A 21,655-nucleotide genomic window follows, 5' to 3' on the forward strand; every position below is an offset into this window, starting at 1 on the left:
TCTGGTTCGACCGGGTTCGTCCGGGCGGGCTGGACGCCGCGTTGCGTCTCGCCGTAAACAACCCGGCGAGATAAGGGGGAGGAAGAAGCTTTGTCGACGCGGTTGAAATGGGTCCTCGGGATATTGGGTATCTTTGCAGCAGCGGCGCTCGGCTATGTCGGGACGATGCAGCTGGGACTGGGCGAGTATCAGCGCGGCGAGTCCGAAAGCTCGAATAGCGACGGCGATCTTGCCGATATGACGCCGGGCGAGCGGCTCTGCGCCTCGCAAACCACCACCGATTCCATCCGCCGGCGCATTTTCGCCCGGGCGCGGACGGCGAGTTCCGACGACGGTGCACTGCTGTCACGGCTCGAAGGCGGCACGGTGGCCCGGATGGAAAACCCCCGGCTCATCGATTTCGACGAAGGGCTCGAACAGGCCCGGTGCGAGGGACGCCTGATTCTCGAACTGCCGCGCGGCACCGAACCCGCCTTCAACTACAGCCGCCGGCTCAATGCGAGCCTCGAATATATCGCGCAGCCGGCCCCTGACGGTCGCGGCACCATCTACCGGATGAGCGGCGCCGACGATCTGATCGACCGGCTCGCCGATGCCGATCTCGTGACGCGCCGGACCGATCCGGACGCGGACGACAAGCCTTTGGACATTTCGATGGAGAGCGACAAGGACGAGTTCGATCCCGAATTCTATCCGGAGTTCGACGAGCCGGCGCCCGGCGATCCCGGATTCCAGGATAGCGATGCTCCGCCGCCCGAGGATCTGCTCCCGCCTGTCATGCAGGAAGACGGCCGCAGATAGCGATGCCGGCCTAGATTCGGGCGTTCCAGTCAAATTCGAAGCGCGTCTCGCCGGTCGTCTCGCCGTCGGGATCGTACCGCCGTTCGACGATCGAACCATATCCCTGACGGTCGACGGCGACGACGGTGCTGCACCGCGTTCCGTATACCGGGTTGCGGATGAAGATCGGGCTGTGTCGCGCGCGGGCCGGCTCGACCTGTGGCGCATCATCGGCGCGCAAGGCGTCGAGCAGTGCGCCCTGGTCTCTCCCGTTTCCGTCCAGCCAATCGTGCAACAGCGCCTTGACGCGTTCCGTCTTCGGCCAGTTATCGTCGAAGGCGCCATTATTGGACAGGCCGTAGATGCCGGGATCGAGCCGGTGGCGCTCCGCACTCGGGCGATTTGTCAGCAGCCGCGCCGTGCCGGCGTCGACGGCGATGACATTGAAGGGATTGAAGTCGTCGAGATCGCTTTCGGTCGGGTTTGCATATGCGCCGTCGCCGCTCAGGAGATCGGCGATCAGCGCGCCGCGGGAAGCCTTGCCCGGCTGCGGTCCGCCCGGGTTGGCGACATTGGTGACGACGGCGAACCGCCGCTCTTCGGAAATGCCGAGCCAGGTCCCGCCGGCCTCGAGATCGCGGCCGGCGATGATCTGCGGCCGGTCGCTCCATCGGTCGAGCGGCGCGGCGGGCCGGGCGTGCAGCTCGTCGCGATTGCCGATCAGCACGAGCTGCCAGCGCGAATCCGCCGCCCAAGCCAAGGCCAGTACGCACATAGGGAACCTAGCCCGGCCGCCTATTCCTCGGGCAGGAAGTCCGGCACCGAGAGATAGCGCTCGCCCGTATCATAGTTGAAGCCGAGTACCCGTGCTCCCTCGCCGATCTCGGGCAGTTTCTGCTTGATGGCCTGCAGGGTCGCGCCGGAGCTGATGCCGATGAGCATGCCTTCTTCGCGGGCGGCACGCCGGGCCATGTCCTTGGCGTCTTCGGGGTCGACCTGGATCGCGCCGTCGATTGCCTGGGTGTGGAGATTGCTCGGGATGAAGCCGGCGCCGATGCCCTGGATCGGGTGCGGACCGGGCTGTCCGCCCGAAATGACCGGCGACCCGACGGGCTCGACCGCATAGGCCTTCATCTCCGGCCAATGCTGTTTCAGCACCTCGGCGCAGCCGGTGATATGCCCGCCCGTGCCGACCCCGGTGATCAACACATCGACCGGGCTGTCGGCGAAATCGGCGAGAATTTCCTCGGCCGTCGTCTTCACGTGCACGGCGACATTGGCCGGATTGTCGAACTGTTGCGGCATCCAGCTGTTATCGTCCGCCGCGACGAGCTCCTGTGCGCGCTCGATCGCGCCCTTCATGCCTTTTTCCTTGGGCGTGAGATCGAATTTCGCGCCATAGGCGAGCATCAGCCGCCGCCGTTCGATCGACATGCTCTCGGGCATGACGAGCACGAGTTCATAGCCCTTGACGGCCGCCACCATGGCGAGCCCGATCCCGGTATTGCCCGAGGTCGGCTCGATGATCTTGCCGCCGGGCTTCAGCGCGCCCGACTGCTCGGCATCCTCGACCATGGAGAGCGCGATCCGGTCCTTGATCGAGCCGCCGGGATTGGCGCGTTCGGACTTGATCCAGACCTCCGTGCCGTTTGGGGCATCGCCGAACAGCCGCTGCATGCGGATATGCGGGGTGTTGCCGATCGTTTCGAGGGTATTGGCGGCCTTCATGTCACTTTCTCCTGCAATGTCTGCGCGGGGCGATCTTCTTCGAGATCGTCAGGCGGATCGAATGTCTTTGTCGTACGTAACGCGGGAAACCATGCTGTCCACAATAGCACCGTCGCAATCGCGCCGATACCGCCGGAAACGACCGCGGCAACGGGCCCGATGATCCACGCCAGGGTGCCGCTGAAAAAGTCGCCGAACTCGTTGGAGGCCGAGATCGTCAGCAGCGAAACCGAGGATACCCGGCCGCGCTTGTCGTCGGGCGTATGCAGCTGGATCAGCGATTGCCGGATATAGACCGAGAACATGTCCGCCGCGCCGACGACGAACAGCGCCGCGAGCGAGAGCGGCATCGAGGTCGAGAAGCCGAATACCACCGTGGCGAGCCCGAACACCGCCACCGCCCAGAGCATTTTCGGCCCGACATTATTCTTCAGCGGCTTGAACGAGAACCAGAGCGCAGTCAGCGCGGCGCCGACGGCGGGAGCGGCGGCAAGCTGGCTGAGACCGGTAGCGCCCACCTCGAGAATGTCGCGCGCATAGACCGGGAACAGGGCCGTCGCACCGGCGAGGAACACCGCGAACAGATCGAGCGTGATCGCACCCAGCACCATCTTGTTCTGCCGGACGTAGCGCAGACCGTCGATCACCTGTCCGACCGGCCTCTGCGCGCCCGTGATCGCCGGTTTCGGAACATGGTCGATCAAAGTGAGCGCGACGAAGGATATGCCAAGCAATCCGAACGTCGCCGCGTAGGGCAGGGCGGGATTGACGACGTAGAGATAGCCACCGATCGCCGGGCCCACGATCATGCCGGTCTGCCACGCGATCGAACTCAGCGCGATGGCATTGGGCAGGACGGATTTCGGCACGAGGTTCGGCGCCAAGGCGCTGAGCGCCGGCCCGGCGAAAGCGCGCGCGATACCGAGGATGATCGCGATTCCGAACAGGATCGGCAGGGTCATCGCGCCGGACCATGTCGCCCAGCCCAGCGCCGCCGCGCACAGCGCCTGCAGCGCCACCGTGACCCGCGCCACCGTCTTGCGGTCGAACCGGTCGGCCGCCAGCCCGGCGAAGGGCGTGAGAAGGAAGAGCGGAACGAACTGGAGCAACCCGATAATTGCCAGCTGTCCCGCCGCACCACCCACGCTCATCCCGCCGTCGCGCGCGATATTGTAGGCCTGCCAACCGATGATCAGCATCATCGCGTACTGGCCGAGCGTCATCGCGAGCCGGGACGTCCAATAGGCGCGGAAATTGTGGATGCGGAAAGGGTGCGGGGCGTCGGCCATCACTGCCCTCTAGGCGCAGCGGCGGCGGATCGGCAAGCGAGGCGGTGTTTCATGGACGAAAGCGCAGCTTGGCTGCTATCGGACCGGAAGGCGATTGCCGAACGCGCAAGCGCGATACAGCGATTGTGAACCTGCTAGAGGAGGCGAGCATGCGACGAATGATAGCAATGACGGCGGCGGTAACGCTGTTGGCCGGATGCGGCGGAACCGGCGAACCGGCGGACGCGCCGGCTGCCGACACCGATGAAGCGACATCGGAAGCGCCGGGCGACGGACTGCTGACGGCAGAAGGCTGGGGTCCGCTGCGGATCGGCATGACGCGCGACGAGGTGACCGCTGCGGTCGGCGGCAAGGCCGATCCCGATGCGATGGGGGGACCGGAGCCCGAACTCTGCGAGGAATATCAGCCCGCCGACACGCCGGAGGGCCTCTACGTCATGATCGAGCAGGGCAGCCTTGCCAGGATCACGCTGGCGGGCGATACGGAGGTCCGGACCACCGAGGGGATCACCGTCGGCGATGGCGCGGATCAGGTGCGCGCGGCCTATGGCGAGGAGCTACGGACGATGCCGCATACCTATGTGGAGGCGCCGGGCGAATATCTTACAGCCTGGACGGCGGGCGAAATTTCGGAGAACGGCACGTCGGACGAGAATGCACGCGGTATCCGCTACGAGATCGGGCAGGATGGTATCGTCCAGCTCATCCATGCCGGCGGACCGGCGATTCAATATGTCGAAGGCTGCCTCTAGGGCAAAACGCCTCGCCCGGCCTCAGATCCCGACGACGCGGTTGCCGTCGACGATCGGCGACCCGCGGGTGATCAGCACGCGCGTTCCGATCTCGGCCTCGTTGAACAGCAATTCGGCGAAATCGTCGGGAATGCCGACACAGCCGCGCGACGCATAGCCTTGCTCGACCATGCTGCCATGGATCGCGATCCCGTCATTGGTCAGCCGCATCATGAAGGGCATCGGCACGAAATAGAGATTGGAGATATGATCCCGGTTCTTCTCGGTGATCGTGAAGCTGCCGGTCGGCGTCGGCGTGTCGTCATGCCCGTAGAGGATCACGGCGCGGCCGATCTCGAAACCGCCGCGATAGGCGTAGAGTCGCTCGGCCTGCAAATCGACGATGATGCGCAGTTCGCCCTGCGGTACGCCGTCCGCATTCCAGGCATATTCGCCGAACGCCATTTCGCCGTCGACGGTCAGCGGGCTGGTAATCCGGAAGCCCGGCTGGTCGTCCTCTTCGGTGATCGCTGCATCCGCATGCGAGATCGGCGTCAGCAGCGGTTCAGCGGGTGCTTCGGTCGCGAGCGGAAGTGCCGCTGCCGCCGCAACGGTTTCGGCCTCAGCCTCAGCCGATTCGGTCTCGGAACAGGCCGACAGCATTTGCGTGGCGCCGGCAACCAGCGCGGCCGCAGCCAGCAGCTTGAAACCCAGTCCCATTCCCTTGTTCGGCGTCATTGCAACAACTCCCGCTTGTCCTGCGGGTTTTGAACCACTTTAACGCTTGAGTAAGCAAGATGGTTCGGGGTCGGTTAACCATGATTGAGACGGGATTTCGGTCCGTCCTAGTTAGCAGGCGCGGTTACTGTACCAGGCTGGGACGAAATTTGGCCTCAGGCCAGCTCCACGAAGCTGTCGAGCACCCGCTTCCGCCCAGCCTTTTCGAACTCGATCTCGAGCTTGTTGCCCTCGATCTCCTCGACCGCGCCATAGCCGAACTTCTGGTGGAAGACGCGCTGGCCGATGGCGATGTCGGAGCGCGGTTTCGCGGCGAAGCTGGCTGCGCTGGCCTTGGCTTCCATGACCTTGATGGCCTTGGGTAGCGATCCTGCGGCCGCGGCGCGTTGCCAGCCCGGGCCGCGCTTGCCGGCGCGGGCGACGTTGGAGAAGGGATCGGACTGTTCGGACCAGTTGGCGCGCCAGAGCGATTCCCCGCCGGTCATGCTGGTTTCGGCCTCGATATGCTCGTCGGGCAGTTCGCCGATAAAGCGGGACGGAATCGAACTCGTCCATTGCCCGTAAATCCGCCGGTTGGCCGCATGGACGATATGGCACAACCGCCGGGCGCGGGTGATCGCGACATAGGCGAGACGGCGCTCCTCCTCGAGGCTCTTGGCGCCGCCTTCGTCGAGCGAGCGCTGGGACGGGAAGACGCCTTCCTCCCATCCGGCGAGAAAGATCGTGTCGAATTCCAGCCCCTTGGCGGCGTGGATCGTCATGATCGTCACTTTCTCGGACTCGCGATCGGCATCATTGTCCATGACGAGGCTGACATGCTCGAGGAAGGAACCGAGCGTGTCGAACTCCTCCATCGCGCGGGTCAGTTCGGTCAGATTCTCTAGCCGGCCCGCGGCGTCGGCCGAACGGTCGTTCTGCCACATCGCGGTATAGCCCGATTCATCGAGCACGAGCCGGGCGAGTTCGGGATGCGGCAGGTCGTTCGCCATGTCGCGCCAGCGCGCAAAATTGCCCATCAGCTCGCCGAGCGGCTTGCGCGCGCGCGGCGTCAGCTCGTCGGTATCGATAATCCGCGCCGCGGCGAGACTGAGCGGGATATTCTCACGCCGCGAATAGCCGTGGATCATCCCCACCGCCTTGTCGCCCAGCCCGCGCTTGGGCGTGTTGACGATCCGTTCGAAGGCGAGGTCGTCGGCGGGCTGGACGATCACGCGCAGATAGGCGAGGGCGTCGCGGATTTCCTGCCGTTCGTAGAAACGGAAACCGCCGACGATCTTGTACGGCATGCCGATCTGGATGAAGCGGTCTTCGAATTCGCGCGTCTGGAACTGGGCGCGGACGAGAATCGCGACATCGTCGAGACTGCCGCCCTTCGCCTGATGCGCCTCGATCTCCTCGCCGACGCGGCGGGCCTCTTCGGGCCCGTCCCATACGCCGATCACCTTGACCTTCTCGCCATCGCCCTCGTCGGTCCACAGCGTCTTGCCGAGCCGCCCGCCATTATGGCCGATCACCCCGGCGGCGGCCGAGAGGATATGCTGGGTCGAGCGGTAATTCTGCTCGAGCCGGACGATCTGCGCGCCGGGAAAATCCTTCTCGAAACGCAGGATATTGGCGACTTCCGCCCCGCGCCAGCTGTAGATCGACTGGTCGTCGTCACCGACGACGCAGATATTCTTGCGCTCCTGCGCGAGCAGGCGGAGCCACAGATATTGGGAACTGTTGGTGTCCTGATACTCGTCGACGAGAATATATTTGAACCGCTGCTGGTACATTTCCAGCACGTCGCGATGCGCTTTGAGGATAACGAGCATGTGCAGCAGCAGATCGCCGAAATCGCAGGCGTTGAGCGTTTTCAGCCGGTCCTGATAGGCCTGGTAGAGTTGCTGGCCCTTGCCGTTGGCATAGGCCTCGCTTTCGTCGGCCGTCACATCGGCGGGCACCCAGCCGCGATTCTTCCAGCGGTCGATCAACCCGCCGAGCAGCCGCGCCGGCCAGCGTTTCTCGTCGATCTCCGCGGCCTGGATCAGCTGTTTCAGCAGCCGTAGCTGATCGTCGGTATCGAGGATCGTGTAATTGCTTTCCAGCCCGGCCAGCTCGGCATGGCGGCGCAGCATCTTCGCGCCGATCGCGTGGAAGGTGCCGAGCCAGGGCATGCCTTCGACATCCTGATCGAGCGCCCGGGCGACGCGCTCCTTCATCTCCCGCGCGGCCTTGTTGGTGAAGGTGACGGCGAGAATTTCGGACGGCCAGGCCTTGCGCGTCCAGATCAGATGGGCGAGCCGGGCAGTGAGGCAGGCGGTCTTGCCCGTGCCGGCGCCCGCGAGCACCAGCAAGGGGCCTTCGGTCGTCAGCACCGCCTCGCGCTGCGGCGCGTTGAGCGCGCGCAGATAGGGCGGTTCGGGCTGTTGAACGGCGGGTTCGGTCACCCGTGAACAGTTAGGGAACAAGGGCAGGGGGCGCAAGCGCGGCGTCCCGCTTCCTACTTTTACCCGACAATCGATGATATGAGGGGAGCTCGGGGGCGATTTCCAATGGAGTCGCGCAAATGATTCTCTATCGCCTTCTTTTCCTCTTGTTCGTCCTCCCCGCGACGCCGGTATTCGGGCAGTCCGTCGACTGGTCCAATGCCGAAACCGTCACGATCACCCTGTCGAGCTTCGAATTTGCGCCGGAAACGATCGAAATCGAGCATGGCCGGCCCTATCGGCTCGTCTTCGTCAATCGCTCTTCGGGCGGTCATAATTTCGTGGCGCGGGAGTTTTTCAGGACTGCTCAGATGCCGGCGGAAGACCGGGCGCGGCTCGATCGCGGGCGGATAGAGCTCGATGGCGGCGAGCGCGCCGAGGTCCGCGTTTTCGTTGCCGAGCCCGGTCGTTACGACGTGCATTGTTCGCATTTCATGCACAGCGTGTTCGGCATGACGGGGGATCTTGTGGTGCGCTAACTGGCGTGATCGGAACTAGGCGGCCTGCGTTTCGAGCTTGAAGAAATTGCGCGCCTTTTCACGCCAGTAATTCTTTCCATAGCCCGGATAGTCGCGCAGGCTTGCCCATTCGATACCGGCGGTCGCGGCAAGCGCGCGGGCCAGCCGTTCGTTGTCCATCGTCAGATTTTCGCGCTGTCTCATCGTCCTGCTCCCTGCGGCGGACTATTCCGCCAACAGGATTGTTCTCGCAGAGAAGGTGCGCTCACGCTGTGATCGCGGGCACAGAACTCTCAAACGGTAGAGTTTTTCAGACGACGGATTGGCCGCGAAACAGGCTGATCTGGGCTTTTCCGAACGATTTGACCGTGTCGAGCTCCAGACCCGTATCTGCGATGGCGGCGCCGCGTTCGGTCTCGATGCTGATCCAGCTGCCCGCCGCAATCCAGCCGCGATCGCGGAGCTGCGGAAGCAGCGTGCCCGCCAAGCCCTTCCCATAAGGCGGATCCATGAAGATCAGGTCGTAGGGCCTATTCGCAGCGGGGAGATTTTCCGCCGCCCGCGTCAGTATTTCGGCCGGCGCATCGAGAGCTGCGATGTTTGCCTTCAATATCTGTGACGCTGCCCGATCGCGTTCGACAAAGGTGCAATGCGCTGCGCCGCGCGACAGCGCCTCCAGACCGAGCGCCCCACTGCCCGCGAACAGGTCGGCGACACGCAGCCCCTCGAAACTCCCGAGCCGGCTTGCGAGCATCGAGAACAGCGCTTCGCGGACGCGGTCCGTTGTCGGGCGGGTCGAATTGCCGGGAGGCGCGTCGATCTTCCGGCCGCGCCACCGACCGGCGACGATCCTCATTTCAGCGACTGCCGGAACTTGACGAGATCGTGCTGGCGTACCTGCTCGACGCCGCCCTTCGGAATATCGCCGAGGGAAAAGGGGCCGTAGGCGGTGCGGATCAGCCGGCTGACTTTGAGCCCGAAATGCTCGAGCACCTTGCGGACTTCGCGATTCTTCCCCTCGGCGAGTTTGAGCTCGATCCACTGGTTGCGTCCCGTCCGGCGCTCGAGATTGGCGTCGATCGGGCCGTAGCGGACGCCGTCTATCGTGATGCCGCCGATCAGCCGTTCGAGCTGGTCCTGGCTGATGTCGCCAAAGGCGCGCGCGCGATAGATACGCTCGACGCCTGACGACGGCAGCTCCATCTGCCGCTTCAGCCCGCCGTCATTGGTCAGCAGCAACAGCCCTTCTGTATTCAGATCGAGCCGTCCGACCGGCATCAGCCGCGGCAGGCCCTTGGGCAGCTTGTCATAGATGGTCGGGCGGCCCTTGGGATCGCGTTCGGTCGTCAAGACACCGGCCGGCTTGTGGAAGCTATACAGCTTGGCGGGGATGGGCTGGCCGACCGGCTGCCCGTCCACCGAGACACCATGCAGCGACTTAACGAGCGTCGCCGGCGTATCGAGCGTCTTGCCGTCGATCGCGATCCGGCCCGCCGCGATCATCCGCTCGACCTCGCGACGCGACGCGACCCCGGCCCGGGCAAGCAGTTTCGCGATCCGCTGGTCTTCACGATCTTTCCGGGGTGACGGCATGAGTGCCGCTGTAACCGTTTTTCCCGAGATTGCGAATATCGCACCGAGTTTGGCAGAATCGGAAGATCACCATGCGGCTATTGCGTCACACCGGAATCGTCGCGGGCCTTACCGCGGCCCTTATGGCCTGCAGTCCGGCCGAACGGGCGGAGGCGCCTGTAGGGGGAGACCGGGAGATCGAAGCGGCGCCGCTGGTATCCGATGCGGGTCCGGTCGCGATCGAGCTGTTCACCAGCCAGGGCTGTTCGTCCTGCCCGCCGGCCGACCGGCTGGTCGCCGAACTCGTCGACGATCCCGGGCTGGTGATCATTTCGCGGCCCGTCACCTATTGGGACAGGCTGGGCTGGCGCGACACGCTGGCCCGCGAGGAAAATACCCGGCTGCAGCGCGCCTATGCGGACAATCTGATCCGTGGCGGAGGGCGATCCTACACGCCGCAGGCCGTGGTCAACGGACGGGTCGGACTGGTCGGATCGCGACGGCAGGAGCTCGAAGCCGCGATCGCCGAGGCGCGCGAGACGCAGGCCCGGATCTCGATCGATGTGGAGGGCGATCCCGCAAGCGGTTTTCGCGTCACGATCGATGGCGAACCAAAGGGCGCCGCGACGGTCCGGCTGCTCGCGCTCGACAGGAGCGAGACGGTCGGCATCGGCCGCGGAGAAAATGGCGGACGATCCGTCACCTATACGAATGTGCTGCGCGACGAACGCGATCTTGCCCGATGGACGGGCGGCGTTCTGCCGCTGATCGTTGCCGGTGATCATCTCATTTCCGCTGAGGACGATCGCCGCGCCGTCGTCGTCCGGCAGGGTGCAGCGGGCCCGATCCTCGCCGCGCGCTATCTCGGCAGCTAGCCGGTCGAAAGCCGGTCTGTCGGCTTCAATTGGCCCGCGGCCGGGCCGAAGCGTGGATAACAGGCTATCCACGGCGATTTTTGCCGCTAGTTTCGCGCCGACACAGGGCGGGAAGTAGATTATGGTCGATATTGCTGAGCGCGGAGTACGGCTTGGGCCGATCAGGGAATTCATTCTCGGCCTTTTTCCGTCGCCGGTCCGCCCCGGCGTTCGGCCGTATCTGGAAAATGCGCCGCTCGCGGCGCTGTTTCTCGGTATGTCCTCGGGCTTTCCTTTCGCGATGATCGGCGCGACGCTGACGACGCGCCTCGCCCAGGACGATATCGAGAAATCGGCGGTCACCGCCTTCGCGCTCACTTTCCTCGCCTATAATCTCAAATGGGCCTGGGCGCCGATCATAGACAAGGTACGGATCCCCGTGCTCGGCCGGATCGGCCAGCGGCGTTCCTGGCTGCTGGTTATCGGATTGGCCGTGATGGGCGCGGTGGCGCTGCTCGGCAATATCGATCCGACAGCCTCGCTCCCCGCGGTGGCGCTGGCGGCGATCCTTGTCGGCGTATTGGGAGCGACCTTCGACATCGTGATTGACGGCTACCGGATCGAGCTGCTCGAACCCGAACAGCTCGGCGTGGGTTCCGGAATGAGCCAATATGGCTGGCGGATCGGCGCGGCGGTCGCCGGCGCGCTTGCGCTCGTCGTTGCCGCCCGGATGGGTTGGGGCGCGGCCTATATCGCCTGCGGCCTGTTAGCGTTGCCGGCCGTCATCACCGGCCTCGTGATGGGTGAACCGACGCGCAAGATCGAGCGCAGCTGGCCCGAGTTCATGACCCGCACGCCCTATGCCATCTTCATCCTGAGCTTCCCGCTGGCTTATGGCGGCGGCGTCGCGCTCGATCGCTGGCTCGGCGTGGAGATTTTGAGCCTGATGGTAATCGTCGGCTATGTCTTTCCGATGTTCGACCTGACCGCGCGGCGCGCCCGCGATATCGGTTGGTCGGGCCATGTCAACTGGCTGCTGGTTCCGTCGCTCGCCGCCTTGCTCTCGATTCTCGTTTTCGACTGGCCGACCGTTACCCAATGGCTCGGCGCCGGCGCCGCCATCCTGTATCCGCTGCTGGCGCTCGGCGCTGCTGTTATCGCCTGGCTGTGCATCACACCGACGCGCACGGAAGGCTCGACCCAGTCCAAGGTCGTCGGCCCGCTCGTCGAGTTTTTCAGCCGCGAGGGCGCGATCATCGTCCTCGTCTTCGTACTGCTCCACAAAATCGGAGACACGCTCGCCAATCTGACGTTTCGCCTGCTGTTCGAGGATCTCGGCTACACCAATGACGAGATCGCGATTTACGATGTCGGCGTGGGCTTCTGGGCGCTGCTCGCGGGCATTTTCGTCGGCGGCATGCTCTATGCCCGGCTCGGCATGAAGATATCGGTGCTGATCAGCCTCGTGCTGATGGCCGTCTCCAACTTCAGCTTCGCGGGACTGGCCGCTGTCGGGCACAGCAATATCGGCATGGCACTCGCTATCGGCTTCGAAAATTTCGCGAGCGGGATCGGCGGGGTGGCGGTCGTTGCCTATCTTTCGGCGCTCTGCAATCTCAAATTCACCGCGACGCACTTTGCGCTGTTATCCGCGGCGGCCAGCATTCTCGGGCGGTTCCTCACGGGCACCACTGCGGGATCGCTGATCGAGACGATGGGTTATGTGAATTTCTATCTGCTCACGACGGCGGCCGCCTTTCCCGGCGTGATCCTCTTTTGGTGGATGATGCGATCGGGGCTTGTCGATCGATCTCTGGGTACGGCCGGGTCGGAAGTGCCGGACGCGGAAGAAGATCGCGGCTAAAGCGCGACTGGTCGGCCTATCGCGCTTAGACTTTCATTCAGCGCGGTGGCGGTTGCGACTGCCGTCGACGTCTTCCCGCTATCGAGCAAGCGAGCGATATGGGTGTCGGCGCCGGCCGGATCGCCGATGGCCGACAGCAACGCGTGTTCATGGGCCGTCATGCGCGGTGCGCAGCAGGGCGCGACGATCACATGGCCGCGGGCGCTGCGTGCAATATCGATGAGCAGGGCGCGCACCAGGAGCAGGGGTTTGCGATACCGCATTCCATAGGCGGCGAGCATCGCATTGGCAGCGAATGCGTCGTTCAGTCCATGAATCGCCATACGCCGTATCGCGAAGAGCAGGGTGCGGGCATTGCCGCACACCGGCGCGGCATGGGGCAGCATGGTATCGAGCTTGCTGGATTCGGGCACAGGCTTCCTTTCGTCTGGAAGGCCTTATGCTTTTATCTGCTATTGCAAGTCAATCGCAATAAAAGATCATTCAGGATAATTGGCATTCGCCCGTAGCATGTCGCCGGCGAGATAGAGCGAACCGACAACGGCGATGCGCGATGGAGCATCCTCGCCACGCGCAGCGAGATTGTCGACGGCGGTCTCGATGTCGGAGGCGGTGTCGGCGGCGATATCCAATCCGTCGGCGATTTCGGCGAGCGTATCGGGCGGATGGCAGGCATGGCCCTCGATCGGCAGGAATGTTGCGGATCGCGCAACACGGGCAAGGGGCGTCAGAAATCCGACCGGATCCTTGTTCGCCAACATGCCCATGACCAGGTGAAGCCCGCCGGTATCCGCGAAATGGGCGGCGAGCGCTTCCGCCGCCAGCACGTTATGCCCGCCGTCCAGCCAGACCTCCGTGCCATCGCGCAGGCGCGCAGTCAGCGGCCCCGGCTCCATCTTCTGCAAACGGGCCGGCCAGTCGGCCCATCCCATGGCGGCCTTGAGTGCGGCCTCGGGCACCTCCACCGCGCGCTGGTGGCTGAGCATGGCGATGGCGAGCAGCGCATTGTCCACCTGGTGCGCACCGGCCAGCCGGGGCAGGGGCAGGCGATACCGGTTTTCGCTGTCGCGATAATGGAGCTGGCCGCGATAGGCTGCGCCGCGCCAGTCGCGCCCCCGGGCGATCCATTCGGCGCCCTTTTTCCCGGCAACCTGCGCGATCGAACGCCCCAGCGGCGCATCATATTCCTGCGTGACGAGAGGCCGTCCCCGTTTCGCGATCCCGGCTTTCTCGGCAGCGATCACGGCGATGTCGGAGCCGAGAAAAGCTTCATGATCGATACCGAGATGGGCGATACCGGTCACGAGCGGCCGCTCGATCACATTCGTCGCGTCAAGCCGGCCGCCGAGCCCGACCTCGATGACGCACGCGTCGGTAGGGGTCCGGGAGAAGGCCAGAAAGGCCGCGGCCGTCGTTGCCTCGAAAAAACTGGGATCGATGCCATCTGCCTGATCGAGCACCTCGGCGAGCAACGGCGCGAGCGCGTCGTCGGCGATCAGCGTTCCGGCAACCCGGATCCGCTCGTTGAACCGCACCAGATGCGGGCTCGTATAGACATGGGCGGAAAGCCCGGCCGCTTCGATCGCCGCCCGCAGAAAGGCGCAGGTCGAACCCTTGCCGTTGGTCCCGGCGACGTGGAAGACTGGCGGCAGGGCACGATGCGGGTTGCCGAGCCGTTCGAGCAATGTTGTTATGCGCTCGAGCCCCAGCGTATCGCGGCCGGGCGACAGAGTCGCCAGCCTGTCGAGTTGGCGTTGGACCGCCGGATCGTCCGAACGCGCGTTATCGGCCATGGCGGCTCTGACTTAGGCGGCCTGGCGCGAGGGCGCGAGAAAATCGATCAGCTGGGCAAGCGTATCCCGCAAATCCTTGCGCGCGACGATCATGTCGAGTGCGCCGTGATCGAGCAGGTATTCGGCGCTCTGGAAATTGTCGGGCAGCTTCTCGCGGATCGTGTTCTCGATCACCCGCCGCCCGGTAAAGGCGAGCAACGCCTTGGGCTCGGCGATCTGGATATCGCCGAGCATCGCATAGCTCGCCATCACCCCGCCCGATGTCGGGTCGGTCAGCACGACGATATAGGGGAGGCCGGCCTCGCGCAGCTCTTCGACGGCGACGGTCATCTTCGGCATTTGCATCAGCGAAAGCGCACCTTCCTGCATCCGTGCGCCGCCGGATGCGGTGAAGACGATGTAAGGGCAACCGGACTCGACGGCCGCGCGGGCGCCACGAACGAACGCCTCGCCGACGGCCAGCCCCATCGAACCGCCCATAAAGGCGAAGTCCTGGACGCCGATGACCGCGTCCTGGCCCTTGATCGTGCCCGTGGCATTGACGAAGGCATCGCTTTCGCCGGTGGCGGCCCGGGCGGCCTTCAGCCGATCCGTATATTTCTTCTGATCGCGGAACTTGAGCGGGTCTTCCTTCACCTTGGGTGCCGGCAATTCCTCCCAGCTGTGATCGTCGAACAGCTGCAGAAACCGCTTCGACGGCCCGATCCGGCCATGGAAACCGCATTCGGGGCAGACCGACAGGTTTTCCTCATATTCCTTGGTGAACACCATCTGGTTGCAGTCGCGGCATTTGTGCCAGAGCGTGTCTTCGGTCGTCCGCTTCGAGATGAAGGGAATGCGGTTCCGGACATTGTTGAACCAGTTCATGAGCGGTTTCCTGTTATTGGCGCGCGGACTGTATAGCGGCGGATAGGGACGCAACATAGTCGCGAACTGGGCCGGATGCATCCGCACCATGTTTGCCGACCAGTTCCACGATCGCGGACCCGACGACGACGCCATCGGCGACGCGGGCGATATCGGCGGCCTGTTCGGGGGTCCGGACACCGAAACCTACTGCCACGGGCAGATCCGTCTGCGCCTTGAGCTTCGCGACCGCAGCCTCGATACTGTCCTGTGCCGCCTGCTGCTTGCCCGTGATCCCGGCCACCGAGACATAATAGAGAAAACCGGATGCGCCATCCAGCACGGCCGGCAGGCGCGCTTCGTCGGTCGTCGGCGTGGCGAGCCGGATCGTATCGATCAGGGCATCGCGGAGAGAGGGGCCGAGCGCATCGTCCTCTTCGGTCGGGATATCGACGCAGATCACCCCATCGACGCCGGCTTCGCGGCATTGCTCGGCAAACCAGGCCGGTCCGCGCCGGATCATCGGGTTCGCATAGCCCATCAGGACCAGCGGGGTTTCCGGATGGCGACCGCGAAAATCGCGGGCGATGGCGAATAGATCAGCGGTCGTCGTACCCGCGCAGAGCGACCGGAGATTGGCTTCCTGGATCGACGGACCGTCCGCCATCGGATCGGTGAACGGCATGCCGAGTTCGATGATATCGGCGCCGCCGTTTACGAGTGCATCGAGGATGGCGGCTGTGCCGTCCGGCGCGGGATCGCCGCCGGTTACGAAGGCGACAAGTGCGGCACGGCCATCGTCATTGCATCGCGCAAAGGCCTGTTCGAGCCGCGCGCTCACATCTCCACTCCTAGCGCTTCCGCAACCGTGAAAATATCCTTATCGCCCCGGCCGCACAGATTGGCGAGCACGATCCGGTCGCGATTCATGGTTTTCGCCCGCTCGACAACGGCCGCGATCGCATGGCTCGGTTCGAGTGCGGGGATGATGCCTTCGGTCCGGCACAGAAGCTGGAAGGCGTCGAGCGCCTCGCTATCGGTCACGCTCGCATATTCGACCCGGCCGCTTTCCTTGAGCCAGGCATGTTCGGGACCGATGCCCGGATAGTCGAGACCGGCCGAAATCGAATGCGCTTCCGCGATCTGGCCGTCCTCATCCTGGAGAAGGTACGTCTTGTTGCCGTGGAGCACGCCGGGATCGCCGCCGGCAAGACTCGCGGCATGGCGCTTGTCGAGCCCTTCGCCGGCGGCCTCGATGCCGAGCATCGCGACCTCGGGATCGTCGAGAAACGGGTGGAACAGGCCGATGGCGTTCGATCCGCCGCCGATCGCCGCGACCAGCAGGTCGGGCAGCTTGCCAGTGCGCTCGAGCATCTGCGCGCGGGCCTCGGTGCCGATCACGCTCTGGAAATCGCGGACGAGTTCGGGATAGGGATGGGGGCCCGCCGCCGTGCCGATGATGTAGAAAGTGTCGTGCACATTCGCGACCCAGTCGCGCAGCCCCTCGTTCATCGCATCCTTGAGCGTCTCCGCGCCGCTGGTCACGGGCACGACTTCGGCGCCGAGCAGCTTCATCCGGAACACGTTGGGCTGCTGCCGCTCGATGTCGCGCGCGCCCATGTAGATGACGCAGGGCAGGCCGAACCGCGCGGCGACGGTCGCCGTCGCAACGCCGTGCTGGCCGGCGCCCGTTTCGGCGATGATCCGCGTCTTGCCCATGCGCTTGGCGAGCAGGATCTGGCCGATGCAATTGTTGATCTTGTGCGCGCCGGTATGGTTGAGTTCGTCGCGCTTGAACCAGATCTGCGCGCCTTTGCCGTCGGCCGCGCCCTGCCGCACTTCCTCGGTCAGCCGCTCGGCGAAATAGAGCGGGGAAGGGCGGCCCACATAATGTTCGAGCAGATCGTCGAATTCGGCCTGGAACGCCGGATCCTCCTTTGCCGCGCGATATTCCTTCTCGAGATCGAGGATCAGCGGCATCAGCGTTTCGGCGACATAACGGCCGCCATAATCGCCGAAATGGCCGTGTTCGTCCGGCAGGGCGCGATAGCTATTAGGAGGTGGGGATTGATCGGTCATGCGGCTTTCACGGCTTCCATGAATGCGGAAATCTTCGCGGGATCCTTGATACCCGGCTCGCTTTCGACGCCGGACGAGACATCCAGCATGGATGCGCCGGTGATCGCAATAGCCTCGGCGACATTCTCCGCCGTCAGGCCACCGGACAGGCCCCAGGGCATCTTGTGGTTGAAGCGTTTCAACAGTTTCCAGTCGAACGCGATCCCCATGCCGCCCGGCAGGCGCGAGGCCTTGGGCGTGCGGGCGTCGAACAGGATCATATCCGCATCGTCGCGATAGCGCCGCGCGCGTTCCAGGTCGCTCGCGGTGCTGACCGGAATCGCCTTCCAGATATCGACATCGAGCCGCGCCTTGATCGATTTCAGCCGCTCGGGCCGTTCCTCGCCATGCAGCTGGATGACATCGAGGCGGGCCGCCGCAATGGCGCGTTCCAGCAGTGAATCCTCGGGTTCCACAAATACGCCAACCCGCTTCATCGTCTTGGGCACATGCTTGACGAGCGCAGGCGCTTCGCGCGGTCGGATATTGCGCGGGCTGGGATCGTAGAAGACGAATCCGGCATAGGCCGCGCCGACATCCGCCGCAGCTTCGATGGCCTCAACCGACGTAAGGCCGCATATCTTTACCGATGGAGACACGGGTGGTTCGATCAACTTTCGGGCGTGAACATGACGACTGCGCTGCGATAGTCGTTTCCATCGTAATAGAGCGCGCCACAGGTTGTTTGCAATGCGCCATCAGCCGCACGACGCAAATCGATGCAACCGCCGCCGATCGCTGGAACAACCGAACCGTCGGGCAAAACAAGGCGCCCCACAGTTAAGCGACCCGGATCGTCTCCATCGGTGATATCGGCAAAGGCCAACGTGGCGCCGTTCCCAAGTGAGGAATCGATAAAACTGCGAGTACCGTTCGCGGCAATGCGCATGCTATCGCACTGCCATTCGAGATCTTCGGCGGGAGAGAGTATTTCATCTATCTCCGCGTATGCGAAAGCGACGAATATATCGACAAGCATTGATCGTTCGTCCCGAAGCAACTCACAAGACCCTGAAAGCCGCCCTGCAATACCCGGAACCCGTTCTGGATCGTCGATTTCGAAGCGAACGATTGTGAGGCGTCTGGTTTCTTCGCCTCGCTCTTCCGCAACGCAAATCATACCCCGCGACCCGGAATCCCCCGGCGCTCGGATGCGGCATTGTCCGCTTGCCCGACGCCGCGAGGCCGAGTTCTCGACTGCAGAAATGGAAAAGCGGCCTTCCTGCCCATTAGTTGCACCGTGAAACGTCATCAGGGGGCGTAGATCACTCTCCCCGCGGTTGCGGTGGAACGAGATGGCGTGCTCCCAGTCGATTATTGCGGAACGACAATTGATCGACGCTAGCGAACCATAGCCCATGGTAACAAAAATGTCTGACAGCTCCGGCTCGAGCGGCCGGCATTGGCCCGCGATCCGCTCGCTCGCATGCGCTACCGGGGCGAGGGGACCCGCCGCCCAGAACATGACGGTGCCAACAATGCCGAGAAAGCGGATCACAATGTCGCTTCTATCGCCCTTGCCGCAAGGTCGGGCACCGCGGCTTGGGTGATCGGTCGGCCGATCACGATGATCGAGGCGCCCGAGTGGAGGGCGTCGGCGGGCGTCACGGTGCGTTTCTGATCGCCTGTCTTGCCGCTGGACGGCCGCACGCCCGGTACGACGAAAAAGCCGTCGGGCCAGATTTTCTTCGCCGCCTTAACCTCGCGACCCGAACAGACGACACCGTCGAGACCCGAAAGCTTGGCCAGTTCGGTCAATCGCGCGACCTGGTCGTGGGGATCGCCGTCGACGCCCATATCGTGCAGGTCCTCCCCGTCGAGGCTGGTGAGAACCGTCACACCGACGACCTTGGTGTTCATCGGCGCCGCCGCTTTCGCATCTTCCATCATCGCCCGGCCACCGCCGGCATGGACGGTGAGGATCGCCGGTTCGATCGGCCGCAGCGCCTGAACGGCCTTTGCGACGGTGTTCGGAATGTCATGCAGCTTGAGATCGAGGAAAATCGGCAGATCGAGCGCCGCCATCTCCTTCACGCCCTCGGGGCCGTTGGCCGCGAAGAATTCCAGACCCAATTTGATGCCGCCGATATGGTTGCGCACAGCCGAGGCGACGGTTTTCGCCTTTTCGATATCTGGCGTATCGAGAGCGATGAAGATCGGGCTTCTCATGCGCTACTACCGCGCGGCGCCGGCGTGTCGAGGGTCAGCTCGTCACCGGCCGGAGTGTCGGCGCCTTCTGCGCGTTCGGGTGCCCGGAAACGCTTCATGCCGCGCTCGTCGGCCAGCTCGCGCGACACCGTGTCGAGCCGCTTGCCCAGACGCCATGCCTTGGTGCGGTAGTATATAAGCGTCGGGACGAAGCCGACGAGGAAGAAGAAGAAGAGCAGGAGCGGCAGTTTTACGTCGGCCTGCAGCCCGCCCCACAGATTCACCGTGACGGGCAGCCAGTTATTGATCGAAAACAGCACGACGACGGCCGAAAGCACGATCCAGAAAAGGGTTTTCAAAAAGCTCATTGCGATCCCGTTTGAAGATTGGAGACCTTATTAGTGCGCGAAACTGGCAATGGCCAGAAGCGGGGATCGCAAATCGGCACGCCGAGGCTATTCGGCGCAGGGCGGCCGTCGGTTCGACTTTGCGAACGGTATCATCGCTTGCCCTTCCGCGCGGTATTGCTATAGACGCCGCCGACCGGCGGTCCTCTAGCGGGCGTGGCGGAACTGGTAGACGCGCTTGGTTTAGGTCCAAGTATCGAAAGATGTGGGGGTTCGAGTCCCTTCGCCCGCACCAGGCTTGCCACCAACCCGCGGCCAAACCGCCTCCCGATTTCCCTTTCTGACGAAGGCTTGATTGTAAGAACCATGCAGACCGTTGAAACGCTCAATGAAGGCCTGAAGCGCGCCTACACTCTCACCATTCCGTTTGCCGATATCGAAAAGCAGGTGGACCAGCAGCTCTCGGAGATCGCTCCACAGGTGCGTATGCCGGGCTTCCGGCCCGGCAAAGTGCCGGCCAATCTGGTGCGCAAGATGCATGGCGATGCGATCGAGCAGGACGTCGTCAACAAGGCGATCCAGACCGGCATCCAGGAAGCGATGGCCGATCAGAACATCCGTCCGGCGATGCAGCCCGAAGTCGAACTCGACCCGGATTGGGAGCGCGGCAAGGATATCGAGATTTCGATGAAGGTCGAAGTCCTGCCGGAAATCCCCGAAACGAAGATCGACGATATCACGCTCGAGCGTCTGACCGTCGAAGCCGACGACAAGGCCGTCGACACGGCGATCCAGAATCTCGCGGAAAACCAGAAAAGCTACGAAACCGCGGCCAAGACATACAAGGCCAAGGAAGGCGATCTCGTCGTCATGGATTTCGAAGGCAAGGTCGATGGCGAGCCGTTCGAAGGCGGCAAGGGCGAAGAAATGTCCGTCACGATCGGCTCGGGCCAGCTCATCCCCGGTTTCGAGGACCAGCTCGTCGGCGTGAAAGCCAATGACGCCAAGGAAGTGAAAGTCACTTTCCCCGACGATTACAATGTCGATTATCTGAAGGGCAAGGAAGCCGTTTTCGACGTCACGGTCGGCGAGGTCCGCAAGCCCAAGGAAGCGAAAGCCGACGATGAGTTCGCCAAATCGCTTGGCCTTGAGGGCATCGACAAGCTGCGCGAGCTGATGAAGGGTCAGGTCGAGCAGGAGCTCAACGGCCTGACGCGCACGCACATGAAGCGCAAGCTGCTCGACTATCTGGCCGCGAACCACGATTTCCCGGTTCCGCCGACGATGGTGGATTCCGAGTTCGAGCAGATCTGGAAGCAGCTCGAGCATGAGGCCTCGCACGAGACGGATCCGGAAGCCGCGCGCAAGGAAATGGAAGACGAGAAGGACGAGTATCGCGACATCGCAGAACGGCGCGTCCGCCTCGGCCTGCTGCTCTCCGAAATCGGCCAGGCAAATGGGGTCGAGATCAACCAGAGCGAGATGAGCCAGCTGGTCGCCCAGGCGGCCCAGCAATACGGCCCGGAGGATCGCGAGCGCTTTGTCCAGTACATCCAGCAGGATCCGATGGCGGCCGCCCAGTTGCGCGCCCCGCTCTATGAGGACAAGGTCGTCGACTATCTGTTCGAGAATGCGACGATCACCGATCGCACGGTAACCCGCGAAGAGCTGGAAGCGGCGATCGAGGCCGAAGAGGAAGAGAAGCCTAAAAAAGCGGCGGCAAAGAAACCGGCTGCGAAGAAGGCTCCCGCAAAAAAGGCGCCGGCCAAGAAGCCTGCTGCCAAAAAGGCTGCCTCGTCCGGTTCGACGGCCAAAAAAGCACCGGCCAAGAAGCCGGCGGCGAAAAAGAAGACGGCCGCCAAGAAGACACCCGCTTCGGAAAGCTGATTTTCCGCCGGAAAGTCTGATTTCCGAACCTGTT

At 63.7% G+C, this 21,655-nt stretch carries 23 protein-coding genes and 1 tRNA gene; 7 read left to right on the forward strand and 17 right to left on the reverse strand.

Going from position 1 to position 21,655, the window contains the following annotated elements:
- Positions 1-90: 90 nt before the first annotated feature.
- Entirely contained in the window at positions 91-801 is a 711-nt protein-coding gene (locus HFP57_RS02695) for a hypothetical protein (RefSeq protein ID WP_176868358.1), read from the forward strand.
- 10 nt (positions 802-811) lie between these two features.
- Here the strand turns inward: HFP57_RS02695 and HFP57_RS02700 are convergent, their stop codons facing one another.
- Genes HFP57_RS02700 through HFP57_RS02710 form a run of 3 tightly spaced genes read right to left on the reverse strand, consistent with a single transcriptional unit; the run spans position 812 to position 3,797 of the window.
- Complete coding sequence (locus HFP57_RS02700; protein ID WP_176868360.1) at positions 812-1,555, reverse strand: NRDE family protein; 744 nt, start codon at positions 1,553-1,555, stop codon at positions 812-814.
- 20 nt (positions 1,556-1,575) lie between these two features.
- The gene (gene cysK, locus HFP57_RS02705) at positions 1,576-2,508 is read right to left on the reverse strand and encodes a cysteine synthase A (protein WP_176868361.1); all 933 of its coding nucleotides are present in this window, start codon (positions 2,506-2,508) and stop codon (positions 1,576-1,578) included.
- Positions 2,505-3,797: an MFS transporter gene (locus HFP57_RS02710; RefSeq protein WP_176868363.1), complete on the reverse strand. Its 1,293-nt coding sequence runs from the start codon at positions 3,795-3,797 to the stop codon at positions 2,505-2,507. Before HFP57_RS02710 ends, cysK begins: the two co-directional genes overlap by 4 nt.
- A gap of 149 nt (positions 3,798-3,946) precedes the next feature.
- Here HFP57_RS02710 and HFP57_RS02715 point away from each other — a divergent pair, with 149 nt between their 5' ends.
- The gene (locus HFP57_RS02715) at positions 3,947-4,549 is read left to right on the forward strand and encodes a hypothetical protein (protein WP_176868365.1); all 603 of its coding nucleotides are present in this window, start codon (positions 3,947-3,949) and stop codon (positions 4,547-4,549) included.
- A gap of 21 nt (positions 4,550-4,570) precedes the next feature.
- Here the strand turns inward: HFP57_RS02715 and HFP57_RS02720 are convergent, their stop codons facing one another.
- On the reverse strand, positions 4,571-5,266 hold the full coding sequence (locus tag HFP57_RS02720; protein ID WP_176868366.1) for a L,D-transpeptidase family protein: 696 nt from the start codon (positions 5,264-5,266) through the stop codon (positions 4,571-4,573).
- Positions 5,267-5,421: 155 nt separating this feature from the next.
- Entirely contained in the window at positions 5,422-7,695 is a 2,274-nt protein-coding gene (locus HFP57_RS02725; RefSeq protein WP_176868367.1) for an ATP-dependent helicase, read from the reverse strand.
- 119 nt (positions 7,696-7,814) lie between these two features.
- Here HFP57_RS02725 and HFP57_RS02730 point away from each other — a divergent pair, with 119 nt between their 5' ends.
- Positions 7,815-8,213 carry a cupredoxin domain-containing protein gene (locus tag HFP57_RS02730; protein ID WP_176868368.1) on the forward strand — a complete coding sequence of 133 codons (399 nt, stop codon included), beginning with the start codon at positions 7,815-7,817 and terminating at the stop codon, positions 8,211-8,213.
- A 15-nt stretch (positions 8,214-8,228) separates the two neighbouring features.
- Here HFP57_RS02730 and HFP57_RS02735 read toward each other — a convergent pair whose 3' ends face one another.
- The 3 genes from HFP57_RS02735 to HFP57_RS02745 all read right to left on the reverse strand — a co-directional run bounded on the left by HFP57_RS02735 (position 8,229) and on the right by HFP57_RS02745 (position 9,824).
- Entirely contained in the window at positions 8,229-8,396 is a 168-nt protein-coding gene (locus HFP57_RS02735) for a hypothetical protein (RefSeq protein ID WP_176868369.1), read from the reverse strand.
- Between the two features lie 106 nt (positions 8,397-8,502).
- A complete protein-coding gene (gene rsmD / locus HFP57_RS02740) occupies positions 8,503-9,048 on the reverse strand; it encodes a 16S rRNA (guanine(966)-N(2))-methyltransferase RsmD (protein ID WP_176868370.1) in 546 nt (181 codons plus the stop codon).
- A complete protein-coding gene (locus HFP57_RS02745; RefSeq protein ID WP_425500748.1) occupies positions 9,045-9,824 on the reverse strand; it encodes a pseudouridine synthase in 780 nt (259 codons plus the stop codon). Before HFP57_RS02745 ends, rsmD begins: the two co-directional genes overlap by 4 nt.
- A gap of 32 nt (positions 9,825-9,856) precedes the next feature.
- Between HFP57_RS02745 and HFP57_RS02750 the strand changes: the two genes are divergently transcribed.
- Both HFP57_RS02750 and HFP57_RS02755 read left to right on the forward strand, forming a co-directional pair.
- The gene (locus HFP57_RS02750; protein ID WP_176868372.1) at positions 9,857-10,639 is read left to right on the forward strand and encodes a DUF1223 domain-containing protein; all 783 of its coding nucleotides are present in this window, start codon (positions 9,857-9,859) and stop codon (positions 10,637-10,639) included.
- 121 nt (positions 10,640-10,760) lie between these two features.
- On the forward strand, positions 10,761-12,482 hold the full coding sequence (locus HFP57_RS02755; RefSeq protein WP_176868373.1) for an AmpG family muropeptide MFS transporter: 1,722 nt from the start codon (positions 10,761-10,763) through the stop codon (positions 12,480-12,482).
- On the opposite strand, the gene HFP57_RS02760 is transcribed toward HFP57_RS02755, so the two are convergent.
- From HFP57_RS02760 to HFP57_RS02800, 9 genes are all read right to left on the reverse strand, one after another.
- The gene (locus HFP57_RS02760) at positions 12,479-12,895 is read right to left on the reverse strand and encodes a DUF6628 family protein (RefSeq protein WP_176868374.1); all 417 of its coding nucleotides are present in this window, start codon (positions 12,893-12,895) and stop codon (positions 12,479-12,481) included. The two genes, HFP57_RS02755 and HFP57_RS02760, sit on opposite strands and share 4 nt — an antisense overlap.
- A 66-nt stretch (positions 12,896-12,961) precedes the next feature.
- A complete protein-coding gene (locus tag HFP57_RS02765; protein ID WP_176868375.1) occupies positions 12,962-14,275 on the reverse strand; it encodes a bifunctional folylpolyglutamate synthase/dihydrofolate synthase in 1,314 nt (437 codons plus the stop codon).
- 12 nt (positions 14,276-14,287) lie between these two features.
- Entirely contained in the window at positions 14,288-15,142 is an 855-nt protein-coding gene (gene accD / locus HFP57_RS02770; protein ID WP_176868376.1) for an acetyl-CoA carboxylase, carboxyltransferase subunit beta, read from the reverse strand.
- Positions 15,143-15,155: 13 nt separating this feature from the next.
- On the reverse strand, positions 15,156-15,962 hold the full coding sequence (trpA, locus tag HFP57_RS02775; RefSeq protein WP_176868377.1) for a tryptophan synthase subunit alpha: 807 nt from the start codon (positions 15,960-15,962) through the stop codon (positions 15,156-15,158).
- A complete protein-coding gene (gene trpB, locus HFP57_RS02780; RefSeq protein ID WP_176868378.1) occupies positions 15,959-17,200 on the reverse strand; it encodes a tryptophan synthase subunit beta in 1,242 nt (413 codons plus the stop codon). Before trpB ends, trpA begins: the two co-directional genes overlap by 4 nt.
- Positions 17,197-17,853 (reverse strand): phosphoribosylanthranilate isomerase, encoded by a 657-nt coding sequence (locus HFP57_RS02785; protein WP_246263275.1) that lies wholly within the window; start codon positions 17,851-17,853, stop codon positions 17,197-17,199. The genes trpB and HFP57_RS02785 overlap by 4 nt, the downstream gene beginning before the upstream one ends.
- On the reverse strand, positions 17,850-18,737 hold the full coding sequence (locus HFP57_RS02790) for a hypothetical protein (protein ID WP_176868379.1): 888 nt from the start codon (positions 18,735-18,737) through the stop codon (positions 17,850-17,852). Before HFP57_RS02790 ends, HFP57_RS02785 begins: the two co-directional genes overlap by 4 nt.
- Positions 18,734-19,408, reverse strand: coding sequence for an orotidine-5'-phosphate decarboxylase (pyrF, locus tag HFP57_RS02795; RefSeq protein ID WP_176868380.1), 675 nt, complete (start codon positions 19,406-19,408; stop codon positions 18,734-18,736). The genes HFP57_RS02790 and pyrF overlap by 4 nt, the downstream gene beginning before the upstream one ends.
- The gene (locus HFP57_RS02800) at positions 19,405-19,755 is read right to left on the reverse strand and encodes a hypothetical protein (protein WP_176868381.1); all 351 of its coding nucleotides are present in this window, start codon (positions 19,753-19,755) and stop codon (positions 19,405-19,407) included. Before HFP57_RS02800 ends, pyrF begins: the two co-directional genes overlap by 4 nt.
- A gap of 189 nt (positions 19,756-19,944) precedes the next feature.
- Between HFP57_RS02800 and HFP57_RS02805 the strand changes: the two genes are divergently transcribed.
- Positions 19,945-20,029: transfer RNA gene (locus HFP57_RS02805), tRNA-Leu, on the forward strand.
- A gap of 71 nt (positions 20,030-20,100) precedes the next feature.
- The gene (tig, locus tag HFP57_RS02810; RefSeq protein WP_176868382.1) at positions 20,101-21,621 is read left to right on the forward strand and encodes a trigger factor; all 1,521 of its coding nucleotides are present in this window, start codon (positions 20,101-20,103) and stop codon (positions 21,619-21,621) included.
- Positions 21,622-21,655: the final 34 nt, after the last annotated feature.

This window comes from Parasphingopyxis algicola, assembly GCF_013378075.1.
Taxonomy (GTDB): domain Bacteria; phylum Pseudomonadota; class Alphaproteobacteria; order Sphingomonadales; family Sphingomonadaceae; genus Parasphingopyxis; species Parasphingopyxis algicola.